The sequence below is a fragment of the Ensifer sp. ENS09 genome (assembly GCF_014852425.1).
Lineage (GTDB): Bacteria > Pseudomonadota > Alphaproteobacteria > Rhizobiales > Rhizobiaceae > Ensifer.
In genome coordinates, this window is sequence record NZ_JACVBP010000004.1 from 137324 (window position 1) to 153145 (window position 15822).

A 15822-nucleotide genomic window follows, 5' to 3' on the forward strand; every position below is an offset into this window, starting at 1 on the left:
CGCTGCTTCTCGCGCGGGCCACGCTCTTTCTCGAGTTTCCGGCTGAAGAGCGCAGCTTGCCGCAGCCAGGCGCTGCGCTTTTCGCCGGCAGATACCAGCATCGCGGAGACGGTATCGATGCAGACCAGTGACCACATTCTCCAGGCGATCCGGATCGAAAAGACCTTTCCGGGGACCAGAGCTCTCGACAAGGTCGATTTTTACCTCAGGCGCGGCGAGGTTCATGCGCTGCTTGGCGAAAACGGTGCCGGCAAGTCCACCTTGATCAAATGCCTGACCGGCGCCTACCGGCGCGATGGCGGCGCAATTCTGCTCGACGATGCCGAGGTCGATCCGCGCGACACCTTCGAGGCCCAGGCGCTCGGCATCGGCACGGTCTACCAGGAGGTCAATCTGCTGCCGAACCTGACGGTTGCCGAGAACCTCTTCCTCGGGCGCCAGCCCCGCCGCTTCGGCATGGTCGATACCCGTGCCATGAACCGGCGCGCGCGGGATCTGCTTGCCGATTACGAACTCGACATCGACGTCACTCGCGATCTCGCCAGCTATTCGGTCGCGATTCAGCAAGTGGTCGCGATTGCCCGGGCCGTCGATCTCTCCGGAAAGGTGCTGATCCTCGACGAGCCGACGGCGAGCCTCGACGCGCATGAGGTGGAGTTGCTGTTCCGCATTGTCAGGCGCCTCAAGACGCGCGGCCTCGGCATCGTCTTCGTCACCCACTTTCTCGAACAGGTTTATGAGATTTCCGACCGGATCACTGTGCTGCGGAACGGGCAGCTTGTCGGAACGCGCGAAACCGCCGGCCTCGATCGCCGCGAACTGATCGCGATGATGATCGGCCGCGAGTTGGCCGCGGAAATCCATGCGCCGCGCTCGGAGGCCCAGCAAGGGCCGTTGCGCTATCGCTTTCGCAACTATGGCCGCAAAGGTCGTGTCCGTCCCTTCGATCTCGACGTTTGCGCCGGCGAAGTGGTCGGCATGGCCGGCCTGCTCGGCTCCGGACGGACGGAGACCGCGGAACTCCTCTTCGGCGCCCATCGCGCCGATAGCGGCGAGGCCGAGATCGATGGTCGTGCGGTCGACCTTTCGTCGCCGCGGGCCGCCATCCGCCACCGCTTCGGTTTCTGCCCGGAAGATCGCAAGACATCGGGCATTATCGGCGATCTCTCGGTGCGCGAAAACATCGTGCTCGCCCTGCAGGCCCGTCGTGGCTGGACCCGGCCGATCTCGCGGGCGGAGCAGAACCGGCTGGCCGACCACTATATCCGCGCGCTCGATATCCGCACCGCCGACCGGGAGAAGCCGATCAAGCTCTTGTCCGGCGGCAACCAGCAGAAGGCGATCCTCGCACGCTGGCTCGCCACCGAACCGGAATTCCTGATCCTCGACGAGCCGACGCGCGGCATCGATGTCGGTGCCCATGCGGAAATCGTCAAGCTGATCGAGGCGCTGCGCGAGAAGGGCCTGTCCCTGATCGTTGTCTCCTCGGAGATCGAGGAACTGGTCGCCTACAGCACCCGGGTAATCGTGCTTCGCGATCGGGCCCATGTCGCCGAACTCGATGGCAGCCGGATCACCGCCGGTGAGATCGTCGAAGCGATCGCCGCAACCGATGAAAGGAGGACGTCGTGACGTCGTTCCTCAGGCTCTATTTCAACCGGTTGCTGCCGCAACTGATCGCGCTCGGCATCATCGTCGTGGCCATATCGCTGGTGTTTCCCGGCTTCCTCAATCTGCAGATCCAGAACGGCCGCCTCTATGGCAGCCTCATCGATATCGTCAATCGCGGCGCGCCGGTGGTGCTTCTAGCGATCGGCATGACGGTCGTCATCGCCACCAAGGGTATTGATCTCTCGGTCGGCGCCGTCATGGCGATCTGTGGGGCAACCGCCGCCGCCGCGATCACCTCGGGGCATTCGCTCGCCGCGACGCTGCTGATTACGCTCGGCGTCGGCATTCTCTGCGGTCTCTGGAATGGGGTGCTGGTCGCGGTGCTCGACATCCAGCCGATCATCGCGACGCTGGTCCTCATGGTCGCCGGGCGCGGCATCGCCCAGCTCATCACCGAGGGTGCGATTCTGACCTTCAACGATCCCGGCCTCATCTTCATCGGCAGCGGTTCCTTTGCCGGCCTGCCGATGCCGGTGGTGATCTGGCTTGTCTTCGGCATATTGATCGCATTGCTCGTCCGGCGCTCCGCGCTCGGCATGCTGATCGAGGCGATCGGCGTCAATCGCCAGGCGAGCACGCTGTCCGGCGTGCTGACGCCGGTACTCCTGATCGCCGCCTATGTCCTTTCCGGGCTATGCGCCGCCATTGCCGGCATCATCGCCGCCGCCGATATCCGCGGTGCGGATGCCAACAATGCCGGTCTGTGGCTGGAACTCGATGCCATTCTCGCGGTCGTCGTTGGCGGCACGTCCCTGCTTGGCGGCCGCTTCAGCATCGCCGCATCTGTGCTCGGCGCCATTATCATCCAGGCGATCAACACCGGCATTCTTCTCTCCGGCTTCCCGCCGGAGTTCAACCTGATCATCAAGGCTGCGATCATCGTCTTCATCCTGGTGCTTCAGTCGCCGCGGTTCCGCACCGCCTTTGCCTTCCTCGTGCCGGCGCGCGCCGCGAGAAACCCAAGCGAGCGAGCCGCAAAATGAAGCCGAAATATCTTCCGCTCACCGCGACGCTCGTGATCTTCCTGCTCGGCTATGCGCTCTGCGTGGCGCAGTATCCGAACATGCTGTCGACGCGTGTCATCGGCAACCTTCTGACGGACAATGCCTTTCTCGGTATCGCCGCCGTCGGCATGACCTTCGTCATCATCTCCGGCGGCATCGATCTCTCGATCGGCTCGGTCATCGCCTTTACCGGCGTGTTTCTCGCCGTGGTGCTGGAACACACGAGCATCCACCCGCTCATCGCCTTCGCAATGGTCCTGGCGATCGCGACGCTCTTTGGCGCGGCGATGGGGGCGATCATCCACTATCTGGAGATGCCGCCCTTCATCGTCACGCTTGCTGGCATGTTTCTCGCGCGCGGCATGGCCTTCGTGCTGTCGATCGACAGTATCCCGATCAAGCATCCTTTCTACGCGACCTTGAAGGGGCTTTATTTCAAGCTGCCGGGCGGCGGCCGCATCACGCTGATCGGCGGGCTGATGCTGCTCGTCTTTGCGATCGGTATTCTGATCGCACACCGCACACGCTTCGGCACCAACGTCTATGCGCTCGGCGGCGGCACGGCGACGGCGCGACTGATGGGCGTGCCGGTCGCAGCGACGACAATCCGCATCTATGCCCTTTCGGGCCTGCTGGCGGGATTGTCCGGCATCGTCTTTTCGCTCTACACCTCGGCCGGCTATTCCCTTGCTGCCGTCGGCGTCGAGCTGGACGCCATCACCGCCGTCGTCATCGGCGGCACCCTTCTGACCGGAGGCTCTGGCTTCGTTGCCGGCACGCTGGTGGGCATCCTCATTCAAGGGCTGATCCAGACCTACATCACCTTCGACGGGTCGCTGTCGAGCTGGTGGACGAAGATCCTGATCGGGCTTCTGCTCTTTGCTTTCATCCTGCTTCAGAAGGGCATCATCTTCGTTTCGCGCCAGCGCCAGCAGCGGGCGTGAGGCAGAGGGCGATGTGGCCGTCCTTCCATCAGCCGCGCAAGCGCACGAGCCACCGGCTCGTGGTCGAGGAACTCGGCCAGGCGGTGGTCGCAGGAGAATTCGCGGTCGGAGATATCCTGCCGGGCGATGTCGAGCTGGCGGCCCGTTTCAACGTTTCGCGCACGGTCCTGCGCGAGGCAATGAAGACGCTTGCCGCCAAGGGGCTGATCGTCGCCCGCGCCCGCATCGGCACGCGCGTCATGCCGCAGGCAAACTGGAACCTGTTCGACGGCGACGTGCTCTCCTGGCATTTCCGGGCCGGCGTCGACGAGGCGTTTCTTCGCCATGTGAGTGAAGTCCGCCTGGCGCTCGAACCCTATGCGGCTGGACTGGCGGCTAGGCGCGCCACGGATGCCGACATTTCCCAGATGATGCGCCTGGCCGTCGCCATGGGCGATGCCGGCCATAGCGCGCAGACGCTGGCGCGCGCGGATCTCGAATTCCATCTGCGACTGCTCGAGGCTTCCCTCAATCCGTTCATGCAGACGGTCGGCAGCCTGATCGAGGCGGCGCTGATGGGCGTCTTTCAGCTGAGCAATGCGGCCGCCGACGGCGCAGAGATCGACCGCGTCGCCGTCGCGCATATCCGCATTGTCGAGCAGATCCGCCTGCGCAACGAGGAAGGCGCACGCATTGCGATGGAGCAGGTGATCCGTGTCGGCCAGCAGCAGTTGATCGCCAATTTGAGGGCGCGCGGCTGATCCAAGGCTGCGTCCGTCGGGCAAGGCTCAAGGCGGGTCCCGCGGCACTGCTTGGCATCTGCCGTCACCTGCGCGTAGGCTGCTGTTACTGGCGGAGAAACCCAAATCCCGATGCGACCGGGCCGCCGGCAGTGCGAGCGGGGAGGAGAGGGTGAAACAGGATGTGCTGATCGTCGGCGCGGGGCCGACCGGCCTGGTGCTGGCTCTCTGGCTGACCGCCCAGGGCGTGAAGGTCCGCATCATCGACAAGAACGTTGGTCCCGGCCCGACGTCGCGGGCGATGGTGGTGCATGCGCGTACGCTCGAGCTTTACCGGCAACTCGATCTGGCCGATGCCGTGGTCGAAGCGGGGCACCGCAACCCCTCGGTCAACCTCTGGGCGAAGGGCAGGGTCAAGGCGCGCATATCCTTCAGCCCGACCGGCGGGAATTTGACGCCCTATCCCTTCGTTCTTGTCTATCCGCAGGACCATCACGAGCGGCTGCTCGAGGCCCGACTTGCGGCCTTGGGCGTGAAGGTCGAGCGGCAGACCGAGTTTGTCGACTTCGCGCATGATGCCGCCGGGGTGAGCGCGCGGCTGCGCTTGCCCGATGGCGGCTCGGAAGTCTGCACGGCGCAATATCTGGCCGGTTGCGACGGCGCGCGCTCGCCGGTTCGGCAAAGGCTGGAGGTCGATTTTGCAGGCGGGACCTACGACCAGACCTTTTACGTCGCCGACGTTGACGTGAGCGGCGCGACGGCGAATGGCGAAGCCCATATTTCGCTCGAGACCGGCGATTTCGTTGCTCTGCTCGCCTATGCCGAGGGGCGGGGCCGCCTCATCGGTCTCGTGCGGGAGACGCGGGAGGATGCAGACGAACTTACCTTCGCCGATGTGAGCCATCGCGCCATTGAGAGCCTTCGCCTCACCGTCGACAAGGTCAACTGGTTCTCCACCTATCGTGTGCATCATCGTGTCGCCGATCGCTTCAGACGCGGTCGCGTGTTCCTGCTGGGGGATGCGGCGCATGTGCACAGTCCGGTCGGCGGCCAGGGCATGAACACCGGCATCGGCGATGCGGTTAATCTGGCCTGGAAGCTTGCAGCGGTCCTCAAAGAGCACGCGCCCGACAGCCTGCTCGACAGTTTTGAAGCCGAACGGATCAGGTTTGCCCGGCAGCTCGTCGAAACCACCGACCGGCTGTTCACTTTCGTGACGGCGGACGGCAGCGTTGCGGATTTCCTGCGCGTTCAGGTCGCCCCCGCTTTGACGGGCATCGCTTACCGCGTCGGCGGTGTCAGGGAGTTCCTGTTCCGCATCCTGTCGCAGACGCAGCTCAACTATCGCGGCAGCCCCTTAAGCCGCACCGCGCACGGTCGGGTGCAAGGCGGTGACCGGCTGCCCTGGGTGCGCGTCAATGGCCTCGACAACTATGCTTCGTTAGCAGCCATCGCGTGGCAGGTGCATGTCTATGGCGAAGCGGGAGGCGACATCCGGACATGGTGCGCGGCAAAGCACGTGCCGCTTCACGTCTTCCCATGGGGGCCGCAACAGGCGGGTGCAGGCTTGGCGCGGGATGCGGCCTATCTAGTGCGCCCGGACACCTACGTGGCGCTGGTGACGGAGGGAGCACGGCCGGAGGCCCTCGAAACCTACTTCGCCGAGCAAGGCATCCGCCTGTCGGCAACCTCTGCTTAACACCTCCCGAAAAGGTGTCGCTGTCCACCACTGTCTCGATGAAACTCGCCGGACCGGAGAGGCCCTTCACTCCCCAGCCTTTGGGCCAGGCCGGCCTTAGTGACCGGCCGGCGTCTCAACCTTGCCTTCCGCCGCTTCGCCTTCGACCGCCGGATGCCTGGAAATGCCCACGAGCTTATGGCCGCGTTCCCGCAGCCACTGGAAGGCGACGTAGAGTGCCGGGATGACGAAGATACCGACCAGGGCTGCGGCGAGCATGCCGCCGGCAACGCCGGTGCCGACCGCACGGCGACTGAGTTCGCCGGCTCCCTTGGCGACCACCAGCGGCAGCAGGCCGACGATGAAGGCGAAGCTCGTCATCATCACCGCGCGGAAGCGGGCGCGTGCGCCCTCGATCGCCGCATCGACGATCGACGCGCCGGCTTCGCGGTGGGCCTTGGCGAACTCGACGATCAGGATCGCGTTCTTCGAGGCGAGCGCGATCAGGACGACAAGGCCGATCTGGGCGTAGATGTCGAAGGAAAGCCCGGCGACGAGGATCGAGAGCAGCGCGCCCGAGACGCCGAAGGCGACCGACAGCAGCACCGGCACCGGGATCGTCCAGCTTTCATAGAGCGCGACGAGGAAGAGGTAGGCAAAGAGCACGGCCATCGCCAGGATCGCGGTCGTCTTGCCGGCCGCTTCCAGTTCCTGCAGGGCGGTGCCGGTCCATTCGTAGCTGTAACCTGGCGGCAGCGTGGAGGCCGACAGCGCCTCCATGGCGGCAAGTGCCTCGCCGGAGGAATGGCCGGCGGACGGTTGGCCGTTGAGGGTGATCGAGCGATAATTGTTGTAGCGCACGATCGACTGCGGACCGACGATGTAGTCGACCTTGGCGACCGAGGCGACCGGCACCATGTCGCCGCTGGCGTTGCGCACGTGCAGGCGCTGGATATCGTCCACCGCGTTGCGGTCGGCCTGTGCGGCCTGCATCGTCACCTTCCAGGTGCGGCCGAACAGGTTGAAGTCGTTGACGTAGTAGCTGCCGAGCGTGCCCTGCAACGTGGTGAAGAGGTCGCTCACCGAGACGCCGAGCGACTGCAGCCGGTCGCGGTCGATGTCGAGATAGAGCTGCGGCGAGCTCGCCGAATAGGTGGTAAAGGTCGGCCCGAGCGCTGGGTTCTGGTTGGCGGCGATGATCAGCCCGCCGGCCGTTGCCGAAAGATCTGCGACGGACCGGCCCTGCAGGTCGAGCAACTGGTATTCGAAGCCCGAGCCGGTGCCCAGGCCCATGATCGGCGGCAGATTGAAGGCGAAGATCTGCGCTCCGCGGATCGCCTGTCCCTTGCCCATGGCCGTGCGGATCGCCGCTTCGACGCCCGAAGAAGGGCTCGAGCGCTCGGCGAACGGCTTCATCGTGACGATGGCGAAAGCCGAGTTGGATTTGGACAGACCGTCGAGGAAGGAGTAGCCGGTGACGCTGATGACATTGGCGACCCCCTCGATGCCGCCGAGCATCGTCTCTACCTGCTGCACCACCGCATCCGTGCGGTTGTAGGACGCGCCTTCCGGCAGTCGGATTTCGGTGAAGAATGCGCCCTGGTCTTCCGCCGGCAGGAAGCCGGTCGGCACGACCTTGAAGAGGAAGCCGGTGGCGACGAAAGCGACAGCCAGAAGAGCAAGGCCGATGATCGCCCGTCGGGCGATGTGGCCGGCCACATAGGCGTAGCCGTCACGCCCCTTGTCGATGGTGCGCGAGATGTAGCCGAGTATGCCGCGCTTTGGTCCATGATGCGGCTTCAAAAGCACCGCGCAGAGCGCCGGGCTCAGCGTCAGCGCGTTGATCGCCGAAATCACCATCGACACCGAGACGGCGACGGCAAACTGCTGGAACAGTTGCCCGCTCAGGCCCGGAATGAAGGCGACAGGCACGAAAACAGAGAGCAATACAAGCGTGATCGCGACGATCGCGCCGGTGATTTCGCCCATGGCGCGCCGGGCGGCTTCGGCCGCCGACAGGCCCGGATTTTCCTCCATCACCCGCTCGACGTTCTCGACCACCACGATTGCGTCGTCGACGACGATGCCGATCGCCAACACCATGGCAAGCAGTGACACGGTGTTGAGCGAGAAGCCCATCGCAAGCAGCACGGCGAAGGTGCCGATGAGCGCGACCGGAACGGCAACCAGCGGGATCAGCGTCGCCCGCCAGTTCCCAAGGAACAGGAAGACGATGATGATGACGAGGACGAAAGCTTCGAGAAGTGTCTCCTCGACGTTGTCGACGCTGGCTTCGACGAACTGGGCCGTGTCGTAGGCGACCGAATAGGTCAGGCCCTGCGGGAACGATTTCGACAGCCGCTCCATCGCCTCCTGCACGCCCCGGGCGGCTGCAAGCGCGTTGGCGCCCGGCGCCTGATAGGTGCCGATCATGGCGACCGGCTTGCCGTTGATGCGGGCGTTGGAATCGGAGCTGGCGGCGCCGAGGTCGACACGCGCGACATCTCGAATGCGCACGTAGGATCCGTCGGGCCTTGCCCGTAGCACCACATCCTCGAACTGTTTGGGATCGGTGAGGCGGCCTTGCGTCTGCAAATTCAGCTGAAACAGCGGATCGTCGGTCATCGGTTGAGCGCCGATACGGCCGATCGCGGCCTGGACGTTCTGAGCTTTCAGCGCGTTGATCACGTCGGTCGGCGTCAGGTCGAGACTGGTCATGCGATCGACGTCGAGCACGACGCGCATGGAATAGTCCTGCGCGCCGAAGAGCTGGGCGTCGCCGACGCCAGGCACGCGCTTGATCGTATCGAGCACGTTGATCGTGGCGTAGTTCGACAGGAAGAGCGAATCGAAGCTCTGCTTCTCGTCCGCGGCGTAGATAGCGACCACCTGCATCAGCGCAGACGACTTCTTGCGCACGCTGACGCCGCTCTGCTTGACCTCCGCCGGCAGCCCGGCCTCGGCGAGCGACACGCGGTTCTGCACGTTGACGGTGGCGATATCGGGATCGGTGCCGACAGCGAAGGTGACGGTGAGCGTATAGGAACCGTCGGCGCCGCTGGTCGATTTCATGTAGAGCATGTCGTCGACGCCGACGACCTTGCTTTCGATCGGCTGGGCGACGGTGGTCTCGACCACGTCGGCGCCAGCGCCGGGATAACTTGCCGTGACGCTCACCTGCGGCGGCACGATGTCGGGGAATTGCGCGATCGGCAGGCGGGTAAGCGCGAGCAGGCCCGCCAGGGTCAGCACGATCGAAATGACCGTGGCGAAACGCGGGCGATCGATGAAGATCTCTGAAATCATCGCTTAGCCACCTGCCGCCGTGGCCGCGTCGACGGTGATGCCGGGCCGCACCTTGCCGGCCCCTTCGGTGATGACGTTTTCGCCTTCCTTCAGGCCTTTGCTGATCACCGCCTGGCCGCGGGTATTGCGGGTGACGTCGACGCGGCGAAGCTCCACCTTGGAGCTGCCGTCGACGACCAGGACGAAGGCGCCCTGCTGGTCACGCTGGATCGCCTGCTGCGGGACGGCGAGCACATCCTGCTTGTCGGATTGCTCGAGCATCACCCTGACCAGCGCACCGTCGAGCAGGATGCTGTCCGGATTGGGAAATTCGGCCCGCACCGTCACCGTGTCGGTGCCTTGCGAGACGTTGCTGGCGATGAAGTTGATCGTGCCTTTTTGTTTGTACTCGGTGCCGTTCGGCAGCCCCAGCCCGACATTGGCGCCGCCGCTGATCTCGCCCTTGAGCACGCGTTCGCGATAGGTGAGGTAGAGGGCGGTTGCCACCGGGAACTGGACGTAGATCGGATCAAGCCGGGTCAAGGTCACCAGCGGTCCGCTGTCGGGTCCGACGAGCGCGCCGACATCGGCGCCGGTCAATCCGATGATGCCGTCGAAGGGGGCGACGATCTTCGTGTAGGAAAGGTTGAGGTCGGCATTGTCCTTGCTGCCCTTCAGCCGGATCAGGTCGCCCTCCGCCTTGCGGACTTCGGCATGCGCCTCGTCGACCTTGGCCTGGGAGATCGTCTTCGTCGTGAGAAGCTGTTCGGCGCGGTCTCGTTCGAGGATAGCCAGTTCCTTGGCTGCTTCGGCCGCTTCGATCTGGCCTTCGATCTCCTGCACGGCGGCGCGATAGGCGCCGTCTTCCACCCGGTAGAGTTCCGTGCCAGCCGTCACCTTCTGCCCTTCGGTGAAGTTGACCGCTTCGAGGAACCCGGAGACGCGGGCGCGAATGTCGACCTTCTGGATCGCCGTCACCTTGCCCGTCAGGTCCACGCTTTCGCGCAGGTCCATGATGGCGGCCGGCGCCACGACCACGGCCGGCGCCTGTTGCGCGAATGCCGTTTGCGCGGATAACCCGACGGCGACAAGCAATGCGGATGAAAGTGAAAGGGCAAGAATTCTCGAACGGCGCATGCAACGTTCCCCCTGAACGAAACAGCTGGAGATGACTTCAGTCCTTGGCAGTGCATTGAAATCAGAACATGTTATCTGCCCCAAGTCACGCAACCAATGGTTGATTTAAGCGAGGGCTTGCAAAGATAACGCAAATACCTGCGAGAGGCGGGCTCAGAGAGAACTTGTCACAAAAGCAATGATTTGCTCGGCCCCTCCGGTTCAGGGCGAGGGAGGGCGACGGCCCGATTCTGTCGGGGTTGGGTTGAGGGAGTTGCGTGAACGCGAACGTTTTACGTGTGCCCGCATCGTCACAATTGCCGCGTCGGTCCTGCAACCTCCGGTGACGGTTTCGCGGAGCTGTCGGGCAGACAGGCCCCGGCGCGATGCCGGGACCCGAGCTTGTACTGTTACCGGATCGAGCCGTCAGACGAGGTCGAAACGGTCGGCGTTCATCACTTTGTTCCAGGCGGCGACGAAGTCGCGTACGAACTTTGCCTTGGCATCCGCCTGTCCGTAGACTTCGGCGATGGCCCGAAGCTGCGAGTTCGAACCGAAGACGAGGTCGATGCGGGTCGCCGTCCGCTTGACGTCGCCGGTTCTGCGGTCGCGGCCCTCGAAGACATCCTTCGCATCCGATGTCGCCGTCCAGGCCGTGCCCATGTCGAGTAGGTTGACGAAGAAGTCGTTGCTCAGCGTTTCCGGACGATCGGTGAAGACGCCGTGGGCGGTCTGGCCGTGGTTCGCGCCGAGAACGCGCAAGCCCCCGACGAGCACGGTCATCTCCGGCGCGGTCAGCGTCAGGAGCTGCGCCCGGTCGATCAGCAGCTCTTCCGGCGAAACGGCGTACTGGCCCCGCTGGTAGTTGCGGAAGCCGTCGGCGATCGGTTCGAGAACCGCGAAGGACTCGACATCGGTCTGCTCCTGCGTCGCATCCATGCGGCCCGGCGCAAAGGCAACCTGAATGTCGTGGCCGGCCGCTTTCGCTGCCTTTTCCACGGCTGCGGTGCCGCCGAGCACGATCAGGTCGGCGAGCGACACCTTCTTGCCGCCGGACTGGGCGTCGTTGAAGCCACGCTGGATGCCTTCGAGGACGTCGAGAACCTTCGCCAGCTGTGCCGGCTGGTTGACCTGCCAGTCCTTCTGCGGGGCAAGGCGGATGCGTGCGCCGTTGGCGCCGCCGCGCTTGTCCGAGCCGCGGAAGGTCGAGGCCGACGCCCAGGCCGTCGAAACCAGTTCGGAAACCGATAGCCCCGAAGCGAGGATCCTGGCCTTGAGGTCGGCGATATCCTTGGCGTCGACGAGCGGATGGTCGACGGTCGGGATCGGATCCTGCCAGATCAGCTGTTCGGCCGGCACTTCCGGGCCGAGGTAGCGGGCGCGCGGACCCATGTCGCGGTGCGTCAGCTTGTACCAGGCGCGGGCAAACGCGTCCGCAAAGGCATCCGGGTTCTCGTAGAAATGCCGTGCGACCTTCTCGTAGGCCGGATCGACGCGGAGCGCCAGGTCGGTCGTCAGCATCGAAGGCGCATGGCGCTTCGACTTGTCGTGCGCGTCCGGCACGGTGTTGGCGCCCATGCCATGTTTCGGCGTCCACTGGTGCGCGCCGGCCGGGCTCTTCGTCAGTTCCCATTCGTAGCCGAAGAGGTTCCAGAAGAAGTTGTTGCTCCACTTGGTCGGCGTCGTCGTCCAGGTGACCTCGAGGCCGCTGGTGATGGTGTCGCCACCACGGCCGCTGCCGTAGGTGCTTGCCCAGCCGAGACCCTGTTCCTCGATGCCGGCAGCTTCCGGCTCGCGGCCGACATTGGCGGCGTCACCGGCGCCGTGGGTCTTGCCGAAGGTGTGGCCGCCGGCGATCAGTGCCACGGTTTCCTCGTCGTTCATCGCCATGCGTGCGAAGGTCTCGCGGATGTCACGGGCAGCCGCCAGCGGATCCGGCGTGCCGTTCGGGCCTTCCGGGTTGACGTAGATCAGGCCCATCTGCACGGCGGCGAGCGGGTTTTCGAGGTCGCGGTCGCCCGAGTAGCGCTTGTCGTCGAGCCAGGTCTTTTCCGTGCCCCAGTAGATGTCTTCTTCCGGCTCCCACACGTCGGGGCGGCCACCGGCGAAGCCGAAGGTCTTGAAGCCCATCGATTCGAGCGCACAGTTGCCGGCGAGGATCATGAGGTCGGCCCAGGATATGCTGTTGCCGTATTTCTGCTTGATCGGCCAGAGGAGACGGCGGGCCTTGTCGAGGTTGGCGTTGTCCGGCCAGCTGTTGAGCGGCGCAAAGCGCTGCTGCCCAGCACCGGCGCCGCCGCGGCCGTCACCGGTGCGGTAGGTGCCGGCGCTGTGCCAGGCCATGCGGATGAAGAGCGGGCCATAGTGGCCGAAGTCGGCCGGCCACCAATCCTGCGAATCGGTCATCAGCGCGAAGAGGTCCTTCTTCACCGCCGGCAGGTCGAGTTTCTTGAATTCCTCGGCGTAGTCGAAGGCTTCACCCATCGGATCGGACCGCGAGGAGTTCTGGTGCAGGATCTTCAGGTTGAGCTGGTTCGGCCACCAGTCGCGGTTCGAGGTGCCGGCGGATTGAGCGCTCGTCTGGGCTCCGTGCATGACGGGACATTTGCCCGTCTTTTCGGCTTTCGCGTCCATTTTTATCTCCCTTCAAGATGACGTGATTTTTGGATGGGTCAGAGGAAAAGCGCCAGGCGCGCGCCGGCAGCCAACCGAGCGCTAGGCCCGGAATGTGCTGTGCCGTCGGTGGTTGCCGTTCCGCGAAGCGGTGTCGCCACTGGCTGCGTCTCCCTCATTGTGCCGCGGACTCTATCAAAGTGGTTCCATTAATTTAAGTTGGATTTCCTGATTGTAACGATAAGGCAATCCTATGGCTAATGGACGCAGCTCCGCAGGTGCATGCTTGCAGCCCTCCATGCATTTTTGATGACGTGCGAGCGTTTGCCGATTGCAGCCGATACAAGAAAATTGTTGCACTGCACTCCCGCCAAACTTGCGGAAGAAAGCGCCAATGGTTAGTCACACCGCAACGACTCAAGAGCTTTCTATTTTTCGCGTGGTGAAAGGACAGACATCGTGGCTGAGACAGATACGAAGACCGGTAGTGGCCGCCGCAAGGCGCTCTGGGCTGCAGTCGCGGTGATCGCGATCGCGGCTGCCGGCGTGGCCGGCGGCAAGTTCATGCTTGAAAAGGCGGTCGGGACGTTCATCGCCGAGCGCGGCGGCAAGGCCGGCTCGGTTGAGGCGGATTTCTTCGGCCGCATCCATCTGCGCGACGTCACGCTGCCTTTCGCCGATGGCGTCAGCGCACGCATCGCGGCAATCGACGGCCGTCCGAAGATCTTCTCTCTGAGCGGCAAGCTCGACGTGAAGGGCCTGGAGCTCGACCTCAAGGCCGCAAAGCTTTCCGTGCCTGCGGCAACGCTGGAAGATCCCGACTTCTTCGCCGCCGGCCTGACGGCAAGCGGGGAAAAGGCTGACCTGCTGAAGCGCATCGAGCGTTTCGCGGCAAAGCAGGTCTCCGCGCCGGAAGTCGCCGTCGTTCAGAACGTTGCAGGCGCCGAGCAGAAGACGGTCTACAAGGATGTCCGGCTCGACGATATCGCAAGCGGCCGCGTTGCGCGCTATTCGGCGAGCGGCGCCACCTTCGCCTTTTCCATGGATCTTCCTGACGGCGAAGGGGCAACGAAGCGGGAGAAAATGGACGGCACCATGGGCGCCGTCACCGGTGAGAGCTTCGATGTGGCCTACATGGCCCGCATCTATACGCAGAAAGCCGGTCCCGAGGACAAGGAGCCGAAGCTGCTCTACGGCCCGATCTCGGTAAAGAACCTTGCCTTTGCCGACAGCAAGTCGCGTTTCGGCTATGACGAAGTGCGAAGCAGCGGCCTCAGCGTCCGCATGCCGACCGAGCCGCTTCTCGAAACGCTCGAGAAGCTCCAGGCGGTCAGCGACCCGGAAGCTCTGCCGCCGGCGGAACGCCAGGCATTCTTCAAGCGCATCCTTTCGCTGGTCGATATGCTGGCAAAGGGCGACATGGAACTGCTCGGCCTGAAGATGGAAGTGCCGGAGCAGGAAAGCACCGAAGGCAAGCTCGTGAAGCTCGCCGTCGACAAGATGGCGTTCCAGCTCAACGGCCGCAGTTTCGATGGCACGATGAACGGTGTCACCGCGGGCGAGGGTACCGACTACTTCAAGTTTGCCGAAGCCAGCATCAAGGGTTTCTCCTGGGCTCCGACGATGGAGGCGCTGACGAAGCTTGCGGGCCTGAAGGAGGAAGAGTTCGAGACCTTCCCCTACACCACGCTGATGCCTGAATTCGGCACGATCAAGATCGCCGGGCTCGACGTGGACATGCCCGGCAGCGACCCGGCAGCCGTGACGGACAGCGAAACCGTCGAGGACGAGAGCGCGACCGAAACCGAGGTCGATCCGTCGGCCAACGCCGAACAGGCGCCGGAAGCCGAGCAGGTGCCGGATCAAGCGACGGACGGCGAAGCCGCCAGCGACGCGGCGGTCCCCGGCGATGCGGCAGAAGACACGACGGCCGAGGCGCCTGCAGAGCAGCCGGCGGATGAAGCCACCGATGGCGAAGCCGCGAGCGACGCGGAGATCGCCGGTGAAGTGGCGGAAGACCCGATGGCGGAGGCGCCGGTAGAGCAGTCGGCAGTGCCGTCCGTTCCGGAACGCGTTCGTTTCACGCTCGACGCCTATGAAGTCGCGCTGACGAAGCCGCGCAACGGCATTCCGACGGATGTCCGCGTCAGCTACCGCGATCTCAGCGTTCCGATCCCTGCGGACACGCAGGAGGAGGGCTTCAAGATGCTGCGCAAGATCGGCCTCGACAAGCTGGTCTTCTCGTCCAACGTCGAACTGTCGTGGGACGAGCCTAACGAGAACTTCGTCATCAAGCAGATTTCGCTTGATGGCAAGGACATGGGCAGCCTCTCCTTCTCCGGCGTCATGGGCGGCGCTTCGCAGGACTTCTTCTCCGGCGACCTGAATGCGGCGCAGATCGCGATGTTCGGTCTTACCGCCCGCGAAGTCACGCTCAAGCTCGAGGACAAGGGCATCATGGCCAAGGGCATCAAGCTCTACGCCGAAGATAACCACATGACCGAGGACAGCGTTCGCGGCCTGCTCGTGTTGATGACCAGCGCCGGCGTGCAGCATTTTGCCGCCACGCAGCCGAAGCTGCAGGACGCCGCAACGGCGTTCACCCAGTTCATCAGCAAGCCCGGCACCTTCACGCTGAAGGTCAAGGCCAAGGATGAAGCCGGCGTCGGCGCGCTCGAACTGATGGGCGCTGCTGAAAACCCGGCGCTTCTGCTCGAGCAAGTCGATATCGAAGCGAAGGCGCAGTAAAAAAAAAACTAGCTCGGGCCGCGTCGTCAGATGCGGCCCGCCTT

Annotated in this window: 9 protein-coding genes; 6 read left to right on the forward strand and 3 right to left on the reverse strand. The window is 64.2% G+C overall.

Annotated features, from left to right (window positions below):
• The first annotated feature begins 117 nt into the window (after positions 1–117).
• The 5 genes from ytfR (at position 118) to IB267_RS21115 (ending at position 6037) form a co-directional block, all read left to right on the forward strand.
• Positions 118–1632, forward strand: coding sequence for a galactofuranose ABC transporter, ATP-binding protein YtfR (gene ytfR / locus IB267_RS21095; RefSeq protein WP_192449418.1), 1515 nt, complete (start codon positions 118–120; stop codon positions 1630–1632).
• A complete protein-coding gene (locus IB267_RS21100) occupies positions 1629–2654 on the forward strand; it encodes an ABC transporter permease (RefSeq protein ID WP_192449419.1) in 1026 nt (341 codons plus the stop codon). The genes ytfR and IB267_RS21100 overlap by 4 nt, the downstream gene beginning before the upstream one ends.
• Complete coding sequence (gene yjfF, locus IB267_RS21105) at positions 2651–3619, forward strand: galactofuranose ABC transporter, permease protein YjfF (RefSeq protein ID WP_192449420.1); 969 nt, start codon at positions 2651–2653, stop codon at positions 3617–3619. Before IB267_RS21100 ends, yjfF begins: the two co-directional genes overlap by 4 nt.
• A gap of 11 nt (positions 3620–3630) precedes the next feature.
• Positions 3631–4359, forward strand: a complete 729-nt coding sequence (locus IB267_RS21110; RefSeq protein ID WP_192449421.1) for a FadR/GntR family transcriptional regulator — start codon at positions 3631–3633, stop codon at positions 4357–4359.
• A gap of 151 nt (positions 4360–4510) precedes the next feature.
• Entirely contained in the window at positions 4511–6037 is a 1527-nt protein-coding gene (locus IB267_RS21115; RefSeq protein WP_192449422.1) for an FAD-dependent monooxygenase, read from the forward strand.
• A gap of 96 nt (positions 6038–6133) precedes the next feature.
• On the opposite strand, the gene IB267_RS21120 is transcribed toward IB267_RS21115, so the two are convergent.
• The 3 genes from IB267_RS21120 to katG all read right to left on the reverse strand — a co-directional run bounded on the left by IB267_RS21120 (position 6134) and on the right by katG (position 13051).
• Positions 6134–9322 (reverse strand): efflux RND transporter permease subunit, encoded by a 3189-nt coding sequence (locus tag IB267_RS21120; RefSeq protein WP_192449423.1) that lies wholly within the window; start codon positions 9320–9322, stop codon positions 6134–6136.
• A 3-nt stretch (positions 9323–9325) separates the two neighbouring features.
• Positions 9326–10438, reverse strand: coding sequence for an efflux RND transporter periplasmic adaptor subunit (locus IB267_RS21125; protein WP_192449424.1), 1113 nt, complete (start codon positions 10436–10438; stop codon positions 9326–9328).
• Between the two features lie 405 nt (positions 10439–10843).
• On the reverse strand, positions 10844–13051 hold the full coding sequence (katG, locus tag IB267_RS21130; RefSeq protein ID WP_192449425.1) for a catalase/peroxidase HPI: 2208 nt from the start codon (positions 13049–13051) through the stop codon (positions 10844–10846).
• Positions 13052–13489: 438 nt separating this feature from the next.
• Between katG and IB267_RS21135 the strand changes: the two genes are divergently transcribed.
• Positions 13490–15778 carry a hypothetical protein gene (locus IB267_RS21135; RefSeq protein ID WP_192449426.1) on the forward strand — a complete coding sequence of 763 codons (2289 nt, stop codon included), beginning with the start codon at positions 13490–13492 and terminating at the stop codon, positions 15776–15778.
• Positions 15779–15822: the final 44 nt, after the last annotated feature.

Excerpts from the sequence above, each read along its gene's own strand:
- katG (WP_192449425.1), bottom strand. The coding sequence starts at position 13,051 with ATGGACGCGAAAGCCGAAAAGACGGGCAAATGTCCCGTCATGCACGGA.
- yjfF (WP_192449420.1), top strand. The coding sequence starts at position 2,651 with ATGAAGCCGAAATATCTTCCGCTCACCGCGACGCTCGTGATCTTCCTG.
- IB267_RS21120 (WP_192449423.1), bottom strand. The coding sequence starts at position 9,322 with ATGATTTCAGAGATCTTCATCGATCGCCCGCGTTTCGCCACGGTCATT.
- IB267_RS21110 (WP_192449421.1), top strand. The coding sequence starts at position 3,631 with ATGTGGCCGTCCTTCCATCAGCCGCGCAAGCGCACGAGCCACCGGCTC.
- ytfR (WP_192449418.1), top strand. The coding sequence starts at position 118 with ATGCAGACCAGTGACCACATTCTCCAGGCGATCCGGATCGAAAAGACC.
- IB267_RS21125 (WP_192449424.1), bottom strand. The coding sequence starts at position 10,438 with ATGCGCCGTTCGAGAATTCTTGCCCTTTCACTTTCATCCGCATTGCTT.